Below are 18,662 nucleotides of genomic sequence, written 5' to 3' on the forward strand. Positions count from 1 at the left end.
GCAGATCCGAAAGGAACCACAGCAATGAGTCGCTACGCACGCTTCGCCCACCTGAGGGTGGACGGACCGGACCAGGCAGGGGTGATCGAGCTCGTGCTCGACGCCCCGAAACTCAACGCGGTCAGCGAGGAAGCCCACGCGGACCTGGCCGAGATCTGGCGTGAGTTCGACGCCGACCCCGGGGTGAAGGTCGTGCTGCTCCGGGGCGAGGGCAAGGGCTTCTCGGCCGGTGGCTCCTTCGACCTGGTCGAGAAACTGACCAACGACTACGACACCCGCACCCGCACCATGCGCGAGGCCAGGGACCTGGTCTACAACGTCATCGACTGCTCGAAACCGATCGTCTCGGCGATGCACGGGCCTGCCGTCGGCGCGGGCCTGGTGGCCGGCGTCCTCGCCGACGTGTCCGTGGTCAGCCGGACGGCGAAGCTCATCGACGGGCACACCAGGCTCGGCGTCGCCGCCGGAGACCACGCGGCGGTGTGCTGGCCGCTGCTGTGCGGCATGGCGAAGGCCAAGTACTACCTGATGACCTGCCGCCCGCTCACCGGCGAGGAGGCGGAGCGGATCGGGCTGGTGTCCCTGTGCGTCGACGAGGACGAACTCCTGCCTACCGCGCGCGAGATCGCCCTGGAACTCGCGCAGGGCGCCCCCACCGCGATCCGCTGGACCAAGCAGTCCCTGAACAACTGGTACCGCCAGGTCGCCGGATCCATCTTCGACGCCTCGCTCGCCCTGGAGTTCTACGGCTTCGGCGGCCCCGAGGTCCGGGAAGGGCTCGCCTCGCACCGCGAGCGCCGTAAGCCGTCGTTCTGATCGGGCTTGCGCCCACTCCCCGGTGTCCCTTCACCGGTGTCCACTCACCCGTGTCCACTCACCCGTGCCCACCGCCCCAAGGAGTTCTCTGATGAAGCCGTACCGGTCCATGCTGTTCGTCCCCGGCCACAAGCCCACGTGGGCGGCCAAGGCCATCGCCGCGGGCACCGACGCGGTCATCCTCGATCTGGAGGACTCGGTGCCGGCCGCGGACAAGGCCGACGCGCGCAAGACCGTTCGGGAGACGATCGAGCGGCTGCGGGCGGAGGGCGTGCGCGCCGACATCTGGGTGCGCCCCAACAGCGTCGACAGCGGTCTGTTCGGTGCCGACGTCGAGGAGGTCGTGACCGCAGGTCTGGCCGGACTGTTCCTGCCCAAGGTCTTCACCGCTCAGGAGATCGTCCGCATCGACGCGATCGTCTCGCACATCGAGGCCCGGGAAGGCCTCGAGGCGGGCTCGATCGGCCTCATCGTCAGCTACGAGACCGCGATTTCGATGGCGCACTGCGAAGAGATCGCGGCAGCGAGCCCCCGGATCTCCAGCCTGCTGGGCGCGACCGGCCCCAACGCCGACGTCGGCCGCGAACTCGGCTTCGAGTTCACCCCCGAGGGCCTGGAGACGCTCTACCTGCGCAGCCGGATCGTGCTCGCGGCCCGGGCGGCCGGTCTGCACCACCCGGTGTCGGGGGTCTGGCAGGACATCGCCGACCTCGACGGGTTCCGGCGCTTCGCCGAGGACAATCGCCGACTCGGCTACCGCGGCATCGTTCTCATCCACCCGTCGCACGTGGCCTTGGCGAACGAGGTCTTCACGCCCGCTCCGGAGGTCGTGGAGCACTACCGACGGATGATCGCGGCCTTCCGCGAGGCCGAGGCGCAGGGCAGCGCGGCCGTCGACTTCGAGGGGCAGCACATCGACCTCGCGCACGCCAAGACGGCGCAGGGCGTACTCGATCTCGCCGCGGCCATCGGCCGGGAGTAACAGGCGGCCGAGCCCGGGTGACGGCGGCATCCCCGCCCGGCGAGGCGACGCGGGGATGCCGCCCGCAGGAGCCGGCAGCCGCTGAAGGACCTGGACGGCTCGGATGTCACCGGCTCGCGCCCGCCGGAGACGGCGCCCCGATCGTTGCCCTGGAAGGGGGTGACATGTGAACAGCACAGAAATATTATCTGTCATATATCCCGAGTGGGCCCGGCTCCGATGTGGTCCCCACCCGGGCTCTCTGCCAACGGAAGGCCCTGTGACGTGCTCGGATCGAACGAGACCCTCGTGGAGCGCCTCGCGGCCTTCACCGCGGACAGCGACTTCGACCGGCTGCCCGCCGACGTGATCGACGAGAGCAAGCGGATCCTCCTCGACTCGATCGGCTGCGCCCTGGGCGCGATCGACGAGCCCAAGGGCCGCATCGGCATCGAGTACGGCCGGATGACCGGAGGAACGGGCGGCGACGCGACGATCATCGGCACCGGCGACAAGGTGTCGGTCTTCGGCGCCGCGTTCGCCAACGGCGAGCTGATCAACACCCTCGACGCCGACGCCGTGCTGCCGCCCGGACACGTCACCCCGTACGTGCTGCCGGGCGCCATGGCCGTCGGCGAGAGCGTGCGCGCGTCCGGGAAGGACGTCATCGCCGCGGTGGCCGTGGCGCACGAGATGTCGTACCGCATCGGCAAGGCCATGGATTACCTGCGGGACTTCAAGGACGGCAAGGTGTCCCCGCCGCCGGTATACGGCTACAGCAGCACGGTGTTCGGCGCCACCGCCGCCGTCATGAAGCTCAAGGGGATCGACCGGGGCGTCCTGTCCCACGGCCTCGGAATCGCGGGAAGCATCGCCCCGGTCAACTCCTTTCGCGCGTGGAGCGAGCATGCCCCGACCTCCACGATCAAGTACCTGCTGGCCGGCGCGCTGACCCAGGCGGCGCTGACGGCGGCGCACATGGGGGAGTTGGGGCACCGCGGGGACCTGCGCGTCCTCGACGACCGGGAGTTCGGGTTCGCGCGCTTCATCGGCACCAGCCGCTGGGAGCCGCAGGCCATCACCGACGAACTCGGCGAGGACTGGCGGTTCCCCACCGAGCAGTCGTACAAGCCGTACCCCCACTGCCGGATTCTCCACGCCCTGCTCGACTCCCTGACCGAGATCGTCACGGAGAACGACATCAAACCGGCGGAGATCGACGGGATCAAGGCCTGGGTCGAGGGTTTCGTCGAGCAGCCGCTGTGGGTGAACCGCACCATCGAGCACGTCCACGACGCCCAGTTCAGCATCGCCCACGGCCTCGCGGTCGGTGCGCATCGGCTGCCGCCCACCAAGGCGTGGCACGACCCGGCGCTGGTCTTCGGCGACTCGGTAATGGGCCTGATGGACCGGGTGACCTACGAGGTCCACCCCGATTACGTGGAGCTGATCTCCGGAAACCCGGCGAGCCGCCCCGCCAGAATCGAGGTCTCGGCGCGCGGTACCACGTTCGTCGGCGAACGACGCTACCCCAAGGGCAGCAAGTCGCCGGAGCCAGAGACGACCATGACCACGGACGAGTTGGTCACCAAGTTCCGCGGCCACGCCGAGGGAGTCCTCCCGGACGCGAACATCGACCGGGTGGTGGACGCCGTCCTCGACCTCGAAACGGTCGGCGACTTCGGCGAGGTCATGAGCCTGGTGGGTAGGACGGACGGCTGACCCCGCCCGTGGAGCCCTTGAGGCACCCGCAGTTCGTGGAGTGACGCACGGCTCGGCCCCCACGCCGCGAAGGCGGGAACCGAGCCGTGTCTCGCTCCCGCGGCCGCCGCCGGCCCAACCGGAGAGCAGCACGCCGACCAACTCCCGGTGCAGGCCGGCGAAACGACAGAAGTGGGAATCGGCGCCGCCCGCATCGGCGGGCCGCGTCCTCGCGGGAGATCGCGCGAGGGACTGGCGAAAGGGAGTACCGGCAATGGCCGTCTGGCAAGGCAACTACTCGAAGCTCTACATCGGTGGCCAGTGGGTCACCCCGGCCGGCGACGAGTCGATCGCCGTGGTGTCGCCGTTCACCGAGGAGGTCGTGGCGCACGTTCCCGCCGCCTCCCGGGCGGACGTCGATCGGGCCGTGGCGGTGGCGCGGGACGCGTTCGACAACGGCCCTTGGCCGAGAATGCCGCTCGCCGACCGGCTGGCGGTCCTGCGCCGCCTCAGCGAGGAACTCGCAAGCCGGCACGAGCAGATGGCCACCCTGATCTCACAGGAGATGGGCTGCCCGATCGCTCTCTCCCGGACGATGCAGACGGCCGGCGGCCGGCTGCTGCTCGACAGCTTCATCGACCTCGCACCCCGGTACGAGTGGAGCACCCTGCGCCGGTCGAACACCGGAAACGCGCTCGTCACTCGCGAACCGGTCGGCGTGGTGGCGGCCGTCGTGCCCTGGAACGCGCCGCTCCTGGTGACCCTGCTCAAGCTGGTGCCGGCGCTCCTGTCCGGCTGCACCGTGGTCCTCAAGCCCTCGCCCGAGGCCCCGCTCGACGCGTACCTCTTCGCCGACATGCTGGGCGAGACCGGGCTGCCGGCCGGCGTGGTCGGCATCCTCCCCGCCCACCGTGACGTGAGTGAGTACCTCGTGTCCCATCAAGGCGTCGACAAGGTGTCGTTCACGGGTTCCACGGCGGCCGGCCGCCGCATTGCCGCACGCTGTGGACAGGATCTGCGCCGGGTCACCCTGGAACTCGGTGGCAAGTCCGCCGCCGTCATCCTCGACGACGCCGACCTGGACGTGGCGATGGAGTCGATTCGGGCACTCTCGCTGCGTAACAGCGGGCAGGCGTGCAGCAACAAGACCCGGATCGTCGTCTCACGGACGCGCGAGGCCGAACTGCTCGACCGCATGGTCGAGATGGTGGGCTCACTGAACGTCGGGGACCCCGCGGACGCGGCCACGCACGTCGGCCCCGTGGTCAGCGCACGCCAGCGCGAGTGCGTGGAGGGCTACATCGGTATCGGCCGCCAGGAGGGCGCCAAGGTCTTGGTGGGCGGCGGCCGTCCCGCCGGTCTCGATCGTGGGTGGTTCGTCGAGCCGACGGTCTTCACCGACGTGGAGCCGTCCATGCGAATCGCGCGGGAGGAGATCTTCGGCCCGGTCCTGTCGGTCATCGGCTTCGACAGTGAAGACGAGGCCGTGGCCATCGCGAACGACTCCGACTACGGGCTCAACGGTTCGGTGTTCACGTCGGACCCGGAGCACGCGCTGGCCGTCGCTCGCCGCATTCGCACCGGCACCGTCGAACTCAACGGCCACGGGGCGGGCTTCCACGCTCCGATCGGCGGCTTCAAGGACAGCGGCATCGGCCGCGAGGCCGGCTTGGAGGGCTTCGACGCGTATGTGGAGCTCAAGTCGTACGGGCTCCCGGCCGCGCTGGCCGACGCCCTGTCCTGACCGTCCGCGTCGACAGCCGGCCTTGCTCGAAAAATGGAGATCAGATATTTTATTTTAAGTTTTATCGAGAGAGAGGCGTGAAGCCATGCGGCGCGCAGCCATTGTCAGCCCCGTGCGGACACCCGTCGGAACCTTCGGGGGATCCCTGAAGGCGGTCCCGGTCGAGGACCTCGCCGCCACCGTCGTCAAGGCGGTGGTCGAGCGGACCGGAATCGATCCCGCACGGATCGACGACGTCGCGATGGCCCAGTCCTACGCCAACTCCGAGACGCCCTGCATCGGCCGCTGGGCGGCGCTGCACGCCGGCCTGCCGCTCTCGGTGCCCGGCTTCCAGACCGACCGCCGGTGCGGGAGCGGACTCCAGGCCGTGGTCACCGCCGCGATGATGGTCCAGACGGGAGCCTGCGACGTCGTCCTGGCCGGCGGCGTCGAGAGCATGTCGAACATCGAGCACTACACCACGTCGATGCGGTGGGGACGGCGCTCGGGCAACGTCGAGATGTACGACCGGCTCGATCGCGGCCGGGAACGCTCCCAGCCCGAGCACCGGTTCGGGAAGATCTCCGGGATGGTGGAGACCGCGGAGAACCTGGCGCAGCGCTACGGCATCACCCGCGAGGCCGCCGACGCGTTCGCCGTGACCAGCCACCAGCGCGCCGCCGCGGCCTGGGACTCCGGTTGCTTCAAGGACGAGATCGTGCCGGTCCACGTGCCGCAACGGCGAGGTGACTCCCTCCTGGTCGACCGGGACGAGGGCGTGCGCGCGGACTCCACCGTCGAGATCCTCGGCAGGCTCCGCACCTTGCGGCCCGCCGGCACCGTGACGGCGGGCAACGCGAGCCAACAAAACGATGCCGCCGCCGCGTGCCTCGTGGTCGCCGAGGACAAGTTGGAGGAACTCGGCCTGGAGCCCCTCGGATACCTCGAGGGCTGGGCGGCGGCCGGCTGCGACCCGGCGGTCATGGGCATCGGCCCGGTACCGGCGGTGGCCAAGTTGTTCGCCCGTACCGGCAAGTCCTTCGACGACCTCGACCTCGTCGAGATCAACGAGGCGTTCGCCGTCCAGGTGCTCGCAGTCCTGGCCGAGTGGAACTGGCACGACACCGAACGCCTCAACGTCAACGGCTCGGGCATCTCGCTCGGCCACCCGATCGGCGCGACCGGCGTGCGCATCATGACCACCATGCTCCACGAACTGCGGCGCCGGGGCGGCCGGTACGCCCTGGAGACCATGTGCATCGGCGGTGGCCAGGGCATGGCCGCCCTCTTCTCCGCGGCGTGAGCACCGCCCGGTTCGATCGCCACGAACACGAAACCGCCGGACTGCGACAGGACACGCGATGACCAAGGTCTTCCCCTCCCCGGCCGCGCTCGCCGAGGCCGTCGGCACGCATGTCGGCACCGGCGACTGGATCACCGTCGACCAACGCCGGATCGACCTCTTCGCCGAGGCGACCGGCGACCACCAGTGGATCCATGTCGATCCCGAGCGCGCCGCCTCCGGTCCCTTCGGTACCCCGATCGCGCACGGATTCCTGACGCTGTCCCTGATCCCCGTCCTGGTCAAGGACGTCTACCGGACCGAGGGCGTGGCCATGGCCGTCAACTACGGCCTGAACAGGGTTCGCCTGATGAACCCGGTGCGAGTCGGCGCCAGGGTCAGGGCTTCGGTGGACCTCGTCTCGGTCGAGGCGGTGCCCGGCGGCCACCAGATCGTCGCCCGGGTGACCGTCGAGATCGACGGCGCGGACAAGCCGGCCTGCGTCGCGGAGACGGTCACCCGCCTCTACGGCTGACCGCGCCGCCCGCCGTACTCGCGCTCCCTTTCCCGACACCCCCGCTCAAGGAGTACGACCGTGTCCGAACCCACCACCCCCGGCCGGCGCGTCGCCGTCGTCACCGGTGCCGCCCGCGGCATCGGCGCCGCCACCGCCCTGCGTCTGGCCCGCGACGGTTTCGCCGTCGCCGTCCTCGACCTCGACGAGGCCGCCTGCGCCGCCACCGTCACCGCCATCGAGAAGGCAGGCGGGCGCGCCCTGGCCGTCGGCGTGGACGTGGTCGACCCCGCCCGCGTCGAGTCGGCCGTGGCGCGGGTAGCCGCCGAACTGGGCCCGCCCGCCGTGCTGGTGAACAATGCCGGCGTCACGCGCGACAACCTGCTGTTCAAGATGGACGAGGCCGACTGGGACGCCGTCATCGGCGTGCATCTGCGCGGCGCCTTCCTGATGACCCGGGCCGCTCAGGCACACATGACCAAGGCCGGCTGGGGCCGGGTGGTCAACTTGTCGTCCGTCGCCGCGCTCGGCAACCGCGGCCAGGCGAACTACTCCGCCGCCAAGGCGGGTCTGCAAGGCTTCACCAAGACCCTGGCCATCGAGCTCGGCAAGTTCGGCGTCACCGCGAACGCGGTTGCCCCCGGCTTCATCGTCACCGAGATGACCGCCGCCACCGCGGAGCGTTTGGGCGTGCCCTTCGAGGAGTTCAAGGCGCAGCGCGCGGCCGTCACCCCCGTTCCGCGGGTGGGCGAGCCCGACGACATCGCCCACGCGGTTTCGTTCTTCGCGAGCGAGGGTGCCGGTTTCGTGACCGGACAGGTCCTGTATGTGGCAGGTGGACCGCGAGGCTGAGTGTCGTATCGCCCGCCGGACCCGTAAACGAGAACAGTCCCGGGCCGCCGACCGATGTGGTCGGCGGCCCGGGACTGTCGTGTTCGGCCCGCAGCAGGTGTCAGACGGCGATGTCCATCTCGGGGCCGATGTACTCCTCCGCCGAAACGACCCGGCCGTCCTCGACGCACGCCACCTGGACGACGTGCACGTTCGGGCGATGAGGGGGCCTGTCGTGTCCCGGGCTCTTTTCCGCCCCTGTTCCCGCTCTCCCGAAGCGTGTGAGTCTGCCCCGGGCCAGGGGGTCCGGCGCGGCATGGGCACCGTTTCGGAGCGCCGCCGGTCCGAACGGGGGTGGTCTTCGCACGCACTTCGCGAGTGCTCTGGCCAAGTCACGAAACATAAAATATATTCAGCTTTCTTCTTGAGTTTACTTTCGCCCGGAAGACGAGGCGCACATCGTGCAGATCACCCCCCCAGTCGAAGCACAGGTCGCTCGTTTCGTGGTCGAGTCGGACTACGACTGCCTTCCGCCCGAGGCCGTACAGGGCGCGCGGCGCCTGATGCAGGACCAGTTGGCCGTGCAGATCGGCTGCGCGACCCTGCCGTGGAGCCGGACCGTGTTGGGACTGACCCGAAACCGCCAGGTACCCGGCGTGTCCCACGTGGCCCTGACCGGCGACATGATGAGCGCCGCGGACGCGGCGTTCGTCAACGCGACCTTCGGCCACGGCTTCGAGTACGACGACGCCCACCGCGCCAGCTCCAGCCACCCCGGGAGCTGCGTGGTCTCCACGGCCCTCGCGGTGGGCGAGGAAATCGGCGCCACGATGCGGGAAGTGCTGCTCGGCATCATCGTGGGCTACGAGGTCTACACCCGGATCGGTGTGCTCGCCGCGCCGCAACTCCTGGAACGTGGATTCCACCCGCATGCGGTCCTGTCGAGTTTCGGCGCCGCCGCGGTGGTCGCCAAGATGCGCGGCTTCGACCGCGAGCGCACCACCCACGCCCTGGCCGTCGCGCTGAGCCACTGCGCGGGAACCACCGAGTACACCTCCTCGGGCGGTTCCGTGAAGCGGGTGCACGCGGGCATCGGCACGCGCAACGGCATCCGCGCGGCCGAGATGGCCGAGGCGGGCGTCACCGGCCCCCTGGCCTACCTCACGGGATCGAAGGGCTTCTTCCCCACCTTCGTCGGGCGCGAGATCGACGCGCCCGCCGCTGCCACCGCGTTCTCCCCGGACGCTCCGTTCCAGATCACGCGGATCTGGATCAAGCCCTACTGCTGCTGCGGCATCAACCACGCCTACATCGACGGCGCACGGCAACTCGCGGACCGCCTCGAACTCATCGAGAGCATCGAGCTGGGCATCCAGACCGGCGGCAACGTCATCGTCGGCACCCGCAACGTCAACGCCTACACACCCGAGAGCATCGAGAACCTGCAGTACAGCCTGCCGTTCCAGTTCGCCCTGTCGCTCCTCGGCCGAGGCAACGGTTTCGTCACGCACCGGGCCTACCTGGACGGCGAACTCGACCTGTCCGAGGGCAGCGAGATCGCGGAGCTCGCGCACCGGGTCCGCATCACGCCCAAGCCCGAGCTGGACACCGCGTACGCCGGCAAGTGGGTCGGGGACATCACCGTCACCTACCGCGACGGTTCGAGCGAGAGCGTCTTCGTCGACAGCCCCGTCGGCACCGCCGAGAACCCGATGTCGCAGGCCGACCTCGACGCCAAGTTCCGCGACCTGACCGTGGCGAGCATGGGCTCGGAACAGAGCGAGGAACTGCTCCGGGCCATCGTCGGCGGGGACCCGGACATGCCCGCCGCGACCATGGCCAAGCTCCTCGTGGTCTGAAAACCGCCGGCCCTTCCGAGCCTTCTTCGCACGGAACCCCCCGCATATACGACGAACCAGAAAGAGGAATGCACATGTTCGCTGCGTCGGAGACCACCTCGCTGCTCCCGGAGTTCGTCACGGGTCCCAAGAAGCTCCTGATCGGCGGAAAATGGGTCGAAGCCGCCTCCGGCAAGCAGATCGACGTGGTCAATCCGGCGACCGGCCGGACGCTCGGCACGATCGCCCAGGGCGACGCGTCCGACATCGACCGGGCGGTCGCAGCCGCCAGGCGTGCCTTCGAGGGCGAGTGGAGCCGCTGGACGCCGCATCAGCGCCGCATGCTCCTGCTGAAGATCCACGACGTCGTCCTCGACCACTTCGACGAACTCGCCCTGATCGAGACGCTGGACATGGGCGCGCCCCTGGCCAGGACGAAGGGCCTCGCCGGGTGGACCTCGCAGGTCCTGCAGTTCTTCGCCTCGCAGTGCGACGCCGGTGGCACGGCGACACCGCCGAACTCGCTTCCCGGCAACTTCCTGACCCTGCGGCACCAGGCCCCGGTCGGCGTGGTGGGCGGCATCATCCCCTGGAACGGCCCGTTGATCGGCCTCTGGTGGATCTTCGGTCCGGCGCTGGCCACCGGTTGTACCGCGGTTCTCAAACCGGCCGAGGACGCCTCCCTTTCGGTGCTGCGCGTCGCCGAGCTGCTGACCGAGGCCGGTGTACCCGACGGCGTCGTCAACGTCGTGACCGGGTACGGCACCGACGCGGGCCAGGCCCTGGCGGAGCACAAGGACGTCGACCGCCTGGCGTTCACCGGCTCCGTCGGCACGGCGCGGGCGATCGTCAAGGCATCGGCCGGCAACCTCAAGCGTCTGCAGCTCGAACTCGGTGGCAAGTCGCCCGACATCGTCTTCGCCGACGCCGACCTCGACAAGGCCGTGCCCGGCGCCGCCATGGGCGTCTACACCAACAGCGGCCAGGTATGCGTCGCCGGGACTCGGATCCTCGTACAGCGGTCCGTGCACGACGAGTTCGTCGAGCGCATGCGGGAGTTCACCAAGACGATTCGGGTGGGGGACGGCCTCGACCCGCACACCCAGCTCGGCCCCTTGGTCTCGCAGCGCCAGCTCGAAAGAGTCATGCACTACATCGACGTGGGTGGCGGCGAGGCCCGACTGGCCGGCGGCGGCAACCGCCTCGGCGGTGACCTCGCCGGAGGCTACTTCGTCGAACCGACGATCTTCGCCGACGCGACGAACGACATGACCATCGCTCAGGAGGAGATCTTCGGTCCGGTCGCCTCGGTGATCCCCTTCGACGACATGGACGACGCACTGCGCATCGCCAACGACACGCCGTACGGCCTCGCGGGAGGCGTGTGGACCCGCGATCTGTCGACCGCGTACAAGGTCTCCCGGGGGATCACGGCCGGGACGATCTGGGTCAACTGTTACGGGGTTCTCGACCCGGCTGTCGGATTCGGCGGCACCAAGATGAGCGGCTACGGCTGGAAGGGCGCCAAGGAGCACGTCGAGAGCTTCCTGTATCCGAAGGCCGTGTACATCAATCTCGACTAGGGCGTCGACGAAGGATCATGGTCGTGGTTCGCGGAGCCACAGGGTCAGCCCCAGCACAGCCACGGGTGGCCGGCAACCCGGGGCATGATCGTGGATCAGGCCAGTACGAGCAGAAGCGGCCATCTTTCCGATAGTGGGTGCGTCTGCGTAATCACACGATCTAGGCTCCTGACGCGCGGTTCGGGTGTTGCATACCCGCAACCGTTTCACTGTTCGCGGGCGCGTTCCGCTGGGCTTCACACGGCGACGTGCGGGCCCGGGCGGTGGGAAACGGCCTGCCGGAACCGGAGGGGATTCCACATGCCCGACATCGATCTCGGACTCGCGACAGACTGGGACGAAGGCGACACGCACGGCCGTGTCAAGCTCGTACAGAACCGGACCTACCCCACGTCGCCCAAGAAGGACGTGGCCATCACCTCGCCGAACTGCATCGAGATCCAGGTGAACTCGGAATTCTCCACCTCGCAGGAGGCGGACAAGGTCTTCTTCACCACGCACTACGGCAGCACGAAGAAGGTCATCGCGGTACTCGATTCCCAAGGCAATCTGAGCATCGCCGGGAAGCTGACCACGGACCAGAAGAACCTCGGGTTCTAGAAGTACCCACCAAGTCGGGCCGCAGAGCCGAAGCGTGGGGGGCGACCGGGTGACGACGTCACCCGGTCCGCCGACGATCGACCCGTCCGGCGACCCGGGGCCGTCGAACACGACGCGGCGGCGGGCCGTCACTCGCCCTGGCCGGTCTCGACAACCGAGGCGCCCCCGCCCTCCGCCTGTGCCGTCGCCGCGGCGGGCCACGCCTGCGCGGCGGCGTCGAGCATCAGGCCGACCGTCTCGCGGCTCGCCCCCGACAGGCCGGCGAAGAGACCGCTCGTCCGCAGGGCGATGACCCCTACCAGGCAGGCGACCAGGGCCTCGGCCCCGGCCTCGGGATCCGCCGCGCCCTCGGCCGCCAGGCGGGTGGCGAGTGGCAACACCAGGTGGGTGCGCATCTCTTCGGCCGCGGAGGCGCGTACCTCCGGAGTGCTGCCCTGGGAAAGGAGGGCCTGGACGAGTGGACCCGGCGCCCCCCGCAGGTCGGCCCGGCGCAGCGCGTCGACCGTGTAGACCCCGAGGTCGAGCCCTCCGGGGGACGCGGCCGCCTCGCGGCCGTCCTCGGCGACCGCCGACCGGTACAGCGCGGCCTTGTTGCCGAAGTACCGGGCGACGAGGGAGCCGTCGGCCCCGGCCCGCTCGCCGATGTCCCGGAGCGTCACCGCCTCGTATCCGTGCCGGCCGAACAGTGCGCGGGCGGCGTCGAGCAGCGCGGCCCGCGTGGCGTCGGCGTCGCGCCTTTTGCCGCGCGAGTGTTCTCTGGGCGACTCCATCATCGGCCCCTTCCCGGCTCGGTTCGTGTTCAGCGCCCGGAACCGCGGCGGACCGTATCCGACGCGGCGGCGTCAACCGGCCGCGCCTTTGCGGCGTGGCCCCGAGTCACCACGGCGGACGCGCCCGCCGGGGCTGTGGAGCGGCGTGGCGGGAGGGCGACGGCGGCGATGACGCCGAGGAAGGTCGCCGCCGCGGTGACGAGGAGCGCGGTGGTGTAACCGGTGTCTCGGGGAACGTGGCCGCCGGCCGGGGTGAAGGCGAGCATGATGGCCGAGATCGCGGCGCTGCCGACGGAGCCTCCGACCGTGCGCAGGACCTGGTTGAAGCTGGTGGCGCTACCGGTTTCCGAGGCCGGGACGTGGCGGACGATGAGCAGCGGCATGACCGCGTACGCCGCCCCCACACCGGCCCCCAGCAGGAAGGTACCCAGCACGAGGACCGCCACGTGGTCCCGCCACAGAGCGAGCACGACGAGGTCCAGGGAGACCACGAGGGAACCCAGGGGGAGCACCCGGTAGGGCCCGAACCGGGAGACCAGGGCGGAGGCGAGACGGTTCGCCGCCAGGCTGCCCAGGGACATCGGCAGCAGGACGAGCCCGGTGACGGTGAGAGAGAAGTCGAAGCCGTATCCGGTCTCGGCGGGGACCTGCGTGTAGAGATTGACCAGGGACAGGACGCCGAACATGCCGATGCCGGTGAGCAACGCCGTCACGTTGGCCGCCAGGACCGCGCGGTTGCGCATCAGCCGCACGTCGACCAGGGGATGGGGGGTGCGGCGGGCCTGCATCGTCCACAGGAGCAGCAGCGCCGCGCCGACGCCGAGACACCCCAGGGTGGCCCCCGAGCGCAGCCCCCAGGCCACGCCTTGGCCCACGGCCAGGAGAAAGAGTGCCAGTCCCGAGCAAAGCAGGGCGGCCCCGACGAGATCGAGCGGGCGTTGTGGGCTCGAGGAACCCTCGGGTACGACCCATCGCACCACCACCAGGGCGGCGGCGCTCAGCAGCGCCGCGAACCAGAAACCCGCGCGGTAGTCCAGGCGTTGGGCGATGACGCCGGTCAGGGGATAGCCGATTCCCGCGCCTACGGACGTGGTGATCGACAGCGACGCGATTCCGGAGCGCATGCGCTCCGCGGGTAGATGGTCGCGGGCGACGGCGATCGCCAGAGGCAGCAGGCCCATACCCATGCCCTGCAGGGCACGTCCCGCGAGCAGCAGCGGAAGTGCCGGGGCGGTCGCTGCCAGGACGCTTCCGACGAGCACGCCCGCCAGGGACACCTGGATGGCCGTGCGTCGGTGCGGCCCGTCGCCGAGCCGGCCGAGGACCGGGCCCGCGATGGCCCCGGCCAACAGGGTCGCGGTCAGCACCCACTGGGCGGCGCTGAGCGACACGTGCTGCTCGCGCGCGATGGTGGGGACCATCGGTGCCCCGAGCGTGCTGATGACGGAGACGGTCAAGGACGTGAACATCAGGGCAGGCAGCAGGGCCCGTGGCCGACGGGGCTCGTTCCGGCGCCCGTCGTCCTGCGGGGCGTCCCAGGGGGGCTTGGCCATGCTGCGGCTTCCTTTCGATGGACGGATGTCAGCGATCCATGTCATTGGTCCATGACATATTATATGAAAAATAAACAGCCGTTCGTCACATCGGCGGCACCCCTGCCCGCCACCGGCTCGGCGTCGGGCGAAATCGGCGTCCGGAACGGAAGGTGGTCACGGGCGACGGCATGGTGTGACGGTGCGCCCGTCGGCACTCGCCCGCCCCGCCGACTTCCCCGTAGCGAAGGAGTACGCATGCCCGAGATCATGGCCGCGCTGTACGGCGGCGCCGGCCCCGAATGGGAGCTGCGCGAGGTCCCCGTTCCCGAGCCCGGCCCCGGCCGGGTGCTGGTGCGGGCCCGAGCGGTCGCCCTCAACCACGCGGACGCGTCGGTACTGGCGACCGCCGATCCGACGGCCGGCGGTACGGGCGCGCCCTACCTCGCGGGGTACGAGTTCGCCGGCGAGGTCGCGGCCCTGGGGGAGGGGGTGACCGGTCCGGAGGTCGGAACGAGGGTGATGGGCACCACGCCGGGCAGCTTCGCCCAGTACGTCCCGGTCGACCATCGGCACGTCGTCCCCGTCCCCGAGGGCCTCGGGTACGAGCAGGCGTGCGCGCTGCCCACGGGGCTGCTGACCGAGCACGGGGCCCTGACGCGCGGGGGCTTCGAGTCGGGTCAGGCGGTCCTGATCACCGGCGCCACGTCGAGTGTCGGGCTGATCGGCGTCCAGGTCGCCAGAGCCCTCGGCGCCTCCACGATCATCGCCACGACCCGCAGCGCTGCCCGGGGAGCCCTGCTCCGGGACGTCGGAGCGGACGAGGTCGTGGCCACCGCGGAAGCGGACCTCACCGATGCCGTCCTGGGGATCACCGGCGGCGAGGGTGTCGACCTGGTCCTCGACCACGTCGGAGGCCAGACCTTCGCCGCATGTCTGCCGGCCACCCGCGTCGACGGGAGCGTGGTCAACATCGGCCGCCTGGACCGGGCCGCGGCCACCATCGACTTGGACGCGCTGTCCTACCGGCACCTGCGGGTACGCGGGGTGTCCTTCGGCTTCTCCCGGCCGGCCGAACTCGGCGCAGTCCTCTCCGGCGCCGCGGACGCACTGACTCCCGCCCTGTTGGACGGCCGGGTGCGGGCGCTGATCGACAGTACGTACGGATTCGACGGCGCGACCGAAGCCATGCGGCGGCTGCGCTCGCACCGGGCGCTCGGGAAGATCGTCCTCACCGTGCCCTGACGAGTTCCAGGCTCCACTGCGGCCGGGGCAGGGGTTCGGCCCGCCCGTAGGTCCCGTGCCGGCGCCCGCTCAAGGACGGGCGTACCGGCGCGGGACCCGAGCCGTGTTACAGGTTCTCCTTGAAGAACGGCGTGATCTTCTCGAACGCCTGGTCGACCGCGAAGGGTTGGTCGTAGAGGTCGTAGTGGCTCGCGCCCTCGATGACCAGGATGTCCTTCTTCTCGGAGCGTGCCCGGTCGAAAAGCTCGAACCCGTCCCGGTAGGAACCGAAGCTGCCCGGTACGTCGCCCACGATGACCTGGAGCGGCTGCGTCAACAGCACCTCGGCCAGATGGTAGGCGTCCCATCCGACGGCCGGCGCCAGGCCGGACATGCGCAACTTGTTCGGCGAGTTCGGGTTCGCTCCGCGGGGCGTCTTGTAGTAGTCGATGGCCTGGACGATGTCGACGTCGGTGACGCCGGCCGACTCCCGCTCCTCCTGGGAGTTGGGGATGTAGGTCGTGATGGCGGCCTGGGCGCCGCGCGCCTCGGCCGTGCGTTGCCTGCCGACGGCTTCGAGCATCCCGACGGCCGCGCCGGCGGTCAGATCGCCTTCCCGCGCCAGTCGCCCGTAGTTGGCCCCGACCACGGTGACCAGCGCCTTGATCCGGTGCTCCGTCATCGTGGCGTTGGCGGCGTAGCCTCCGCCGCCGCAGACACCCAGGACGCCGATGCGGTTCTCGTCCACGTAGTCGAGCGTCACCAGATAGTCCACGGCGCAGCGGAAATCCTCCACGCGCGCGGCCGGGTCCTCCAGGTATCGAGGTTCACCGCCGCTCTCTCCCTGGTACGAGGCGTCGAAGGCGAGGGTGACGTACCCCTGCTCGGTCAGCCGTGCGGCGTAGATGTTGCCGGCGGTCTGTTCCTTGCAACTGCTGATCGGGTGGGCACAGATGACGGCGGGGTACTTCTTCGCCGCGTCGAAGTCCTTCGGCCGCCGCAGAACGCCCGCGACGTCCCAGGTGCGGTTCTTGAAGCGCACGGATTCCATGACTGTGCTCCTTGCCGTATGTGTCGCCGAGGGCAACGGCCGGGCGCCCGGCCCGGGCCGTCTTCGGCGGCCCGGGGGACTTGCCCCGTCTTGCCTGTATTTCGTATGAGATCTTCTTCCCCTGATCGAGTGCGGTAGTCAGGGACAGAATCGGCCCTGGTTCGGGCGGGAGCCGCGGGCGACGTACGGGTGTGCAGGTTCTCGGACACTTCTCGGCGGGGGTTCCTCCTACATTGCGTGGGCCGCACCACCGATCGACCACGCCCACCACCGAACAGGGAGAACCGCCCATGGCATGCCACGTGATCTTCGAGCTGACCGCCAAGGAGGGCCGTCTCGACGACCTGCGCAAGTGGTTCGTCGATCGACTCCCCGCCACGCGCAGTTTCGAGGGCAACATCAGTGTGGAGGTCGTCCGTGACCAGGACGTCCCGACCAAGGTCGTCTTCATGGAGAAGTGGTCGGCCCGCGAAAACTTCGAACGCTATCTCGCGTGGCGTACCGAGACGGGTGTCGTTCAGGAGTTGGTCGAGATGATCGAGGGCGAGATCGACTTCAGGTTCTACGACGTGCTCGGCGTCTGATCGCTAAGCCGTCGCGGGTCGAGCCGCCGACAGCGGGGTCCGGGCCGTCACGGCCCGGACCCCGCTTGAGTTCTCGGAAGTGACGAGGTACCCGGTGCGGTGACGGCTCGTGGCCGCCTGCCGCGCCGGGTGCCGACTCGTTCGCTGCGGCTCAGGCGTTCGCTTCGAGCCGCGGCCCCATCGGTTGGAAGATCAGGCCCAGTCGTTCCGGGTGGAGGGCTTCACTGATCATCATGTCCGGCGTGTTGTAGCGCGCGGCGAGTGCGTCGATCGACTGCTGCAGGTCGTCGGTCTCGAGTTCGTAGACGGCGAGATAACCCCACGGGAAAGGCGCCTCGACGCGCTGCTTGGGGGTCAGGGCGAACCGTTGGGCGGAGACGAACCCCGGGACTTCGAGCGCGTCGTGCACATGGGTGTTCGTGTACCAGTCGTTGAACTCGCTTTCCTTCCCCTCGACCGGGTTGGTCAGCACGACATAGGTGTATCTCGGCACGATTCCTCCTTGTGATGACTCCCCCCGAACGCGGACATGCGCACAGTGACGCGGGCAGGCGGAACTTCGTGGGTTTCGGGAGGGGAAGACCTGCGGATCGGGACGTTTCTCTCGTGGAGTCGACGGCGCGCCGTACATCGGGGCGCACGATCCGAGCGAAGCCGACGCGGTGACGTCGGTTGCCTGCGGACCGTGATCCTGCCACGAGAAGGAATCGCAAGCCATGGGTATGCAGAATATTTTGTGCATGATATGAGTAGTCCATGAGTGAAATCCTTTCTTCCGAGTCGGTCTCCATCGGTGCGCTGATGGACCTGAGCGGCCAGACCGCCGTGGTCACCGGCGGCGCCATGGGTATCGGCCTGGGCATCGTCCGCCGCCTGCACGAAGCCGGTGCGAACCTCGTCATCGCGGACATCGACGAGGGCGCCCTCGGCAAGGCCGTGGCGGAGTTCGACGACGCGTCCCGCATCCGCACGGTCGTCGCGGACGTCGGCAAGCCCGAGGACGCGGACGCCATGGTCCGTGCCGCCGTCGACGCCTTCGGGGCCCTCGACATCCTGGTGAACAACGCCGGGATCTACCAAGGGTCGATGTTCCTGGACACGAGCCTCGAACTCGCGCAGCGCACGTTGGCGGTCAACCTCCTCGGCGTCATGCTCTGTTCGCAGGCCGCCGCCCGGCAGATGATCGAGCAGGGGCGCGGCGGGCGGATCGTCACGGTGAACTCCGTCGAGGCGGTGAACCCGTCGGTGTTGGGACTGGCGCACTACGGCGCGTCGAAGCACGGTGTCGCCGGTCTGGTCAAGACGATGGCCCTGGAGCTCGCGCCGCACGGAATCGCGGTCAACACCGTCTGCCCCGGCGGGGTGCGTACGCCGGGCCTCGCGCCGTTCCTGGACGAGGACGCGATCGTCGAACTCGAGAAGAGGATCCCCAAGGGGCGGATCGCGGTGCCGGACGACATCGCCCGTGTCGTGCTCTTCCTCTCCTCCGACCTCGCCTCCTATCTGACCGGCACCCAGATCGTCGTCGACGGCGGCCAGACGCTGCGCGGCTGCGCGGTCTGACCGGGAGACGATCTCCGACAGCGAGGCCCTCGGAATTCGAAGGGGCGGCATACGGGACTTCCCGCGTGCCGCCCCTTCTTTCCGTCCGC

Annotated in this window: 17 protein-coding genes; 13 read left to right on the forward strand and 4 right to left on the reverse strand. The window is 69.5% G+C overall.

The genetic code is table 11. The features are described 5' to 3' along the window. The first annotated feature begins 24 nt into the window (after positions 1-24). The 10 genes from GT354_RS05710 (at position 25) to GT354_RS05755 (ending at position 11,849) form a co-directional block, all read left to right on the forward strand. Positions 25-816: an enoyl-CoA hydratase/isomerase family protein gene (locus tag GT354_RS05710; protein WP_161355071.1), complete on the forward strand. Its 792-nt coding sequence runs from the start codon at positions 25-27 to the stop codon at positions 814-816. A 91-nt stretch (positions 817-907) separates the two neighbouring features. Beyond that, the gene (locus GT354_RS05715; protein ID WP_161355072.1) at positions 908-1,798 is read left to right on the forward strand and encodes a CoA ester lyase; all 891 of its coding nucleotides are present in this window, start codon (positions 908-910) and stop codon (positions 1,796-1,798) included. Between the two features lie 264 nt (positions 1,799-2,062). Further along, entirely contained in the window at positions 2,063-3,499 is a 1,437-nt protein-coding gene (locus tag GT354_RS05720) for an MmgE/PrpD family protein (protein ID WP_346011878.1), read from the forward strand. A 253-nt stretch (positions 3,500-3,752) separates the two neighbouring features. Continuing rightward, the gene (locus GT354_RS05725) at positions 3,753-5,222 is read left to right on the forward strand and encodes an aldehyde dehydrogenase (protein WP_161355074.1); all 1,470 of its coding nucleotides are present in this window, start codon (positions 3,753-3,755) and stop codon (positions 5,220-5,222) included. 85 nt (positions 5,223-5,307) lie between these two features. Then, the gene (locus tag GT354_RS05730) at positions 5,308-6,504 is read left to right on the forward strand and encodes an acetyl-CoA C-acetyltransferase (protein WP_161355075.1); all 1,197 of its coding nucleotides are present in this window, start codon (positions 5,308-5,310) and stop codon (positions 6,502-6,504) included. 58 nt (positions 6,505-6,562) lie between these two features. Further along, complete coding sequence (locus GT354_RS05735) at positions 6,563-7,018, forward strand: MaoC family dehydratase (protein WP_161355076.1); 456 nt, start codon at positions 6,563-6,565, stop codon at positions 7,016-7,018. A gap of 60 nt (positions 7,019-7,078) precedes the next feature. Then, on the forward strand, positions 7,079-7,849 hold the full coding sequence (gene fabG / locus GT354_RS05740; RefSeq protein WP_161355077.1) for a 3-oxoacyl-ACP reductase FabG: 771 nt from the start codon (positions 7,079-7,081) through the stop codon (positions 7,847-7,849). Positions 7,850-8,289: 440 nt separating this feature from the next. Next, positions 8,290-9,687, forward strand: a complete 1,398-nt coding sequence (locus GT354_RS55675) for an MmgE/PrpD family protein (protein WP_161355078.1) — start codon at positions 8,290-8,292, stop codon at positions 9,685-9,687. Positions 9,688-9,761: 74 nt separating this feature from the next. Further along, a complete protein-coding gene (locus GT354_RS05750) occupies positions 9,762-11,249 on the forward strand; it encodes an aldehyde dehydrogenase family protein (protein WP_161355079.1) in 1,488 nt (495 codons plus the stop codon). A gap of 300 nt (positions 11,250-11,549) precedes the next feature. Then, positions 11,550-11,849: a DUF6342 family protein gene (locus GT354_RS05755; protein ID WP_161355080.1), complete on the forward strand. Its 300-nt coding sequence runs from the start codon at positions 11,550-11,552 to the stop codon at positions 11,847-11,849. A gap of 128 nt (positions 11,850-11,977) precedes the next feature. On the opposite strand, the gene GT354_RS05760 is transcribed toward GT354_RS05755, so the two are convergent. Then, on the reverse strand, positions 11,978-12,619 hold the full coding sequence (locus GT354_RS05760; protein WP_161355081.1) for a TetR/AcrR family transcriptional regulator: 642 nt from the start codon (positions 12,617-12,619) through the stop codon (positions 11,978-11,980). A gap of 29 nt (positions 12,620-12,648) precedes the next feature. Further along, positions 12,649-14,172, reverse strand: a complete 1,524-nt coding sequence (locus tag GT354_RS05765; protein WP_161355082.1) for an MFS transporter — start codon at positions 14,170-14,172, stop codon at positions 12,649-12,651. A gap of 237 nt (positions 14,173-14,409) precedes the next feature. On the opposite strand from GT354_RS05765, the gene GT354_RS05770 reads away from it, so the two are divergent. Continuing rightward, positions 14,410-15,396 (forward strand): zinc-binding dehydrogenase, encoded by a 987-nt coding sequence (locus tag GT354_RS05770; protein ID WP_161355083.1) that lies wholly within the window; start codon positions 14,410-14,412, stop codon positions 15,394-15,396. A 106-nt stretch (positions 15,397-15,502) separates the two neighbouring features. Here the strand turns inward: GT354_RS05770 and GT354_RS05775 are convergent, their stop codons facing one another. Next, complete coding sequence (locus tag GT354_RS05775) at positions 15,503-16,426, reverse strand: alpha/beta hydrolase (protein WP_161355084.1); 924 nt, start codon at positions 16,424-16,426, stop codon at positions 15,503-15,505. Positions 16,427-16,716: 290 nt separating this feature from the next. Between GT354_RS05775 and GT354_RS05780 the strand changes: the two genes are divergently transcribed. Continuing rightward, positions 16,717-17,010, forward strand: a complete 294-nt coding sequence (locus GT354_RS05780; RefSeq protein ID WP_161355085.1) for an antibiotic biosynthesis monooxygenase family protein — start codon at positions 16,717-16,719, stop codon at positions 17,008-17,010. A gap of 151 nt (positions 17,011-17,161) precedes the next feature. Here GT354_RS05780 and GT354_RS05785 read toward each other — a convergent pair whose 3' ends face one another. Continuing rightward, entirely contained in the window at positions 17,162-17,503 is a 342-nt protein-coding gene (locus GT354_RS05785) for a DUF4286 family protein (RefSeq protein ID WP_202511543.1), read from the reverse strand. A gap of 263 nt (positions 17,504-17,766) precedes the next feature. On the opposite strand from GT354_RS05785, the gene GT354_RS05790 reads away from it, so the two are divergent. Beyond that, positions 17,767-18,573, forward strand: a complete 807-nt coding sequence (locus tag GT354_RS05790) for an SDR family oxidoreductase (RefSeq protein WP_161355086.1) — start codon at positions 17,767-17,769, stop codon at positions 18,571-18,573. The last annotated feature ends 89 nt before the right edge of the window (positions 18,574-18,662 follow it).

It is taken from the genome of Streptomyces sp. SID3343, assembly GCF_009865215.1.
Classification (GTDB): Bacteria; Actinomycetota; Actinomycetes; order Streptomycetales; family Streptomycetaceae; genus Embleya.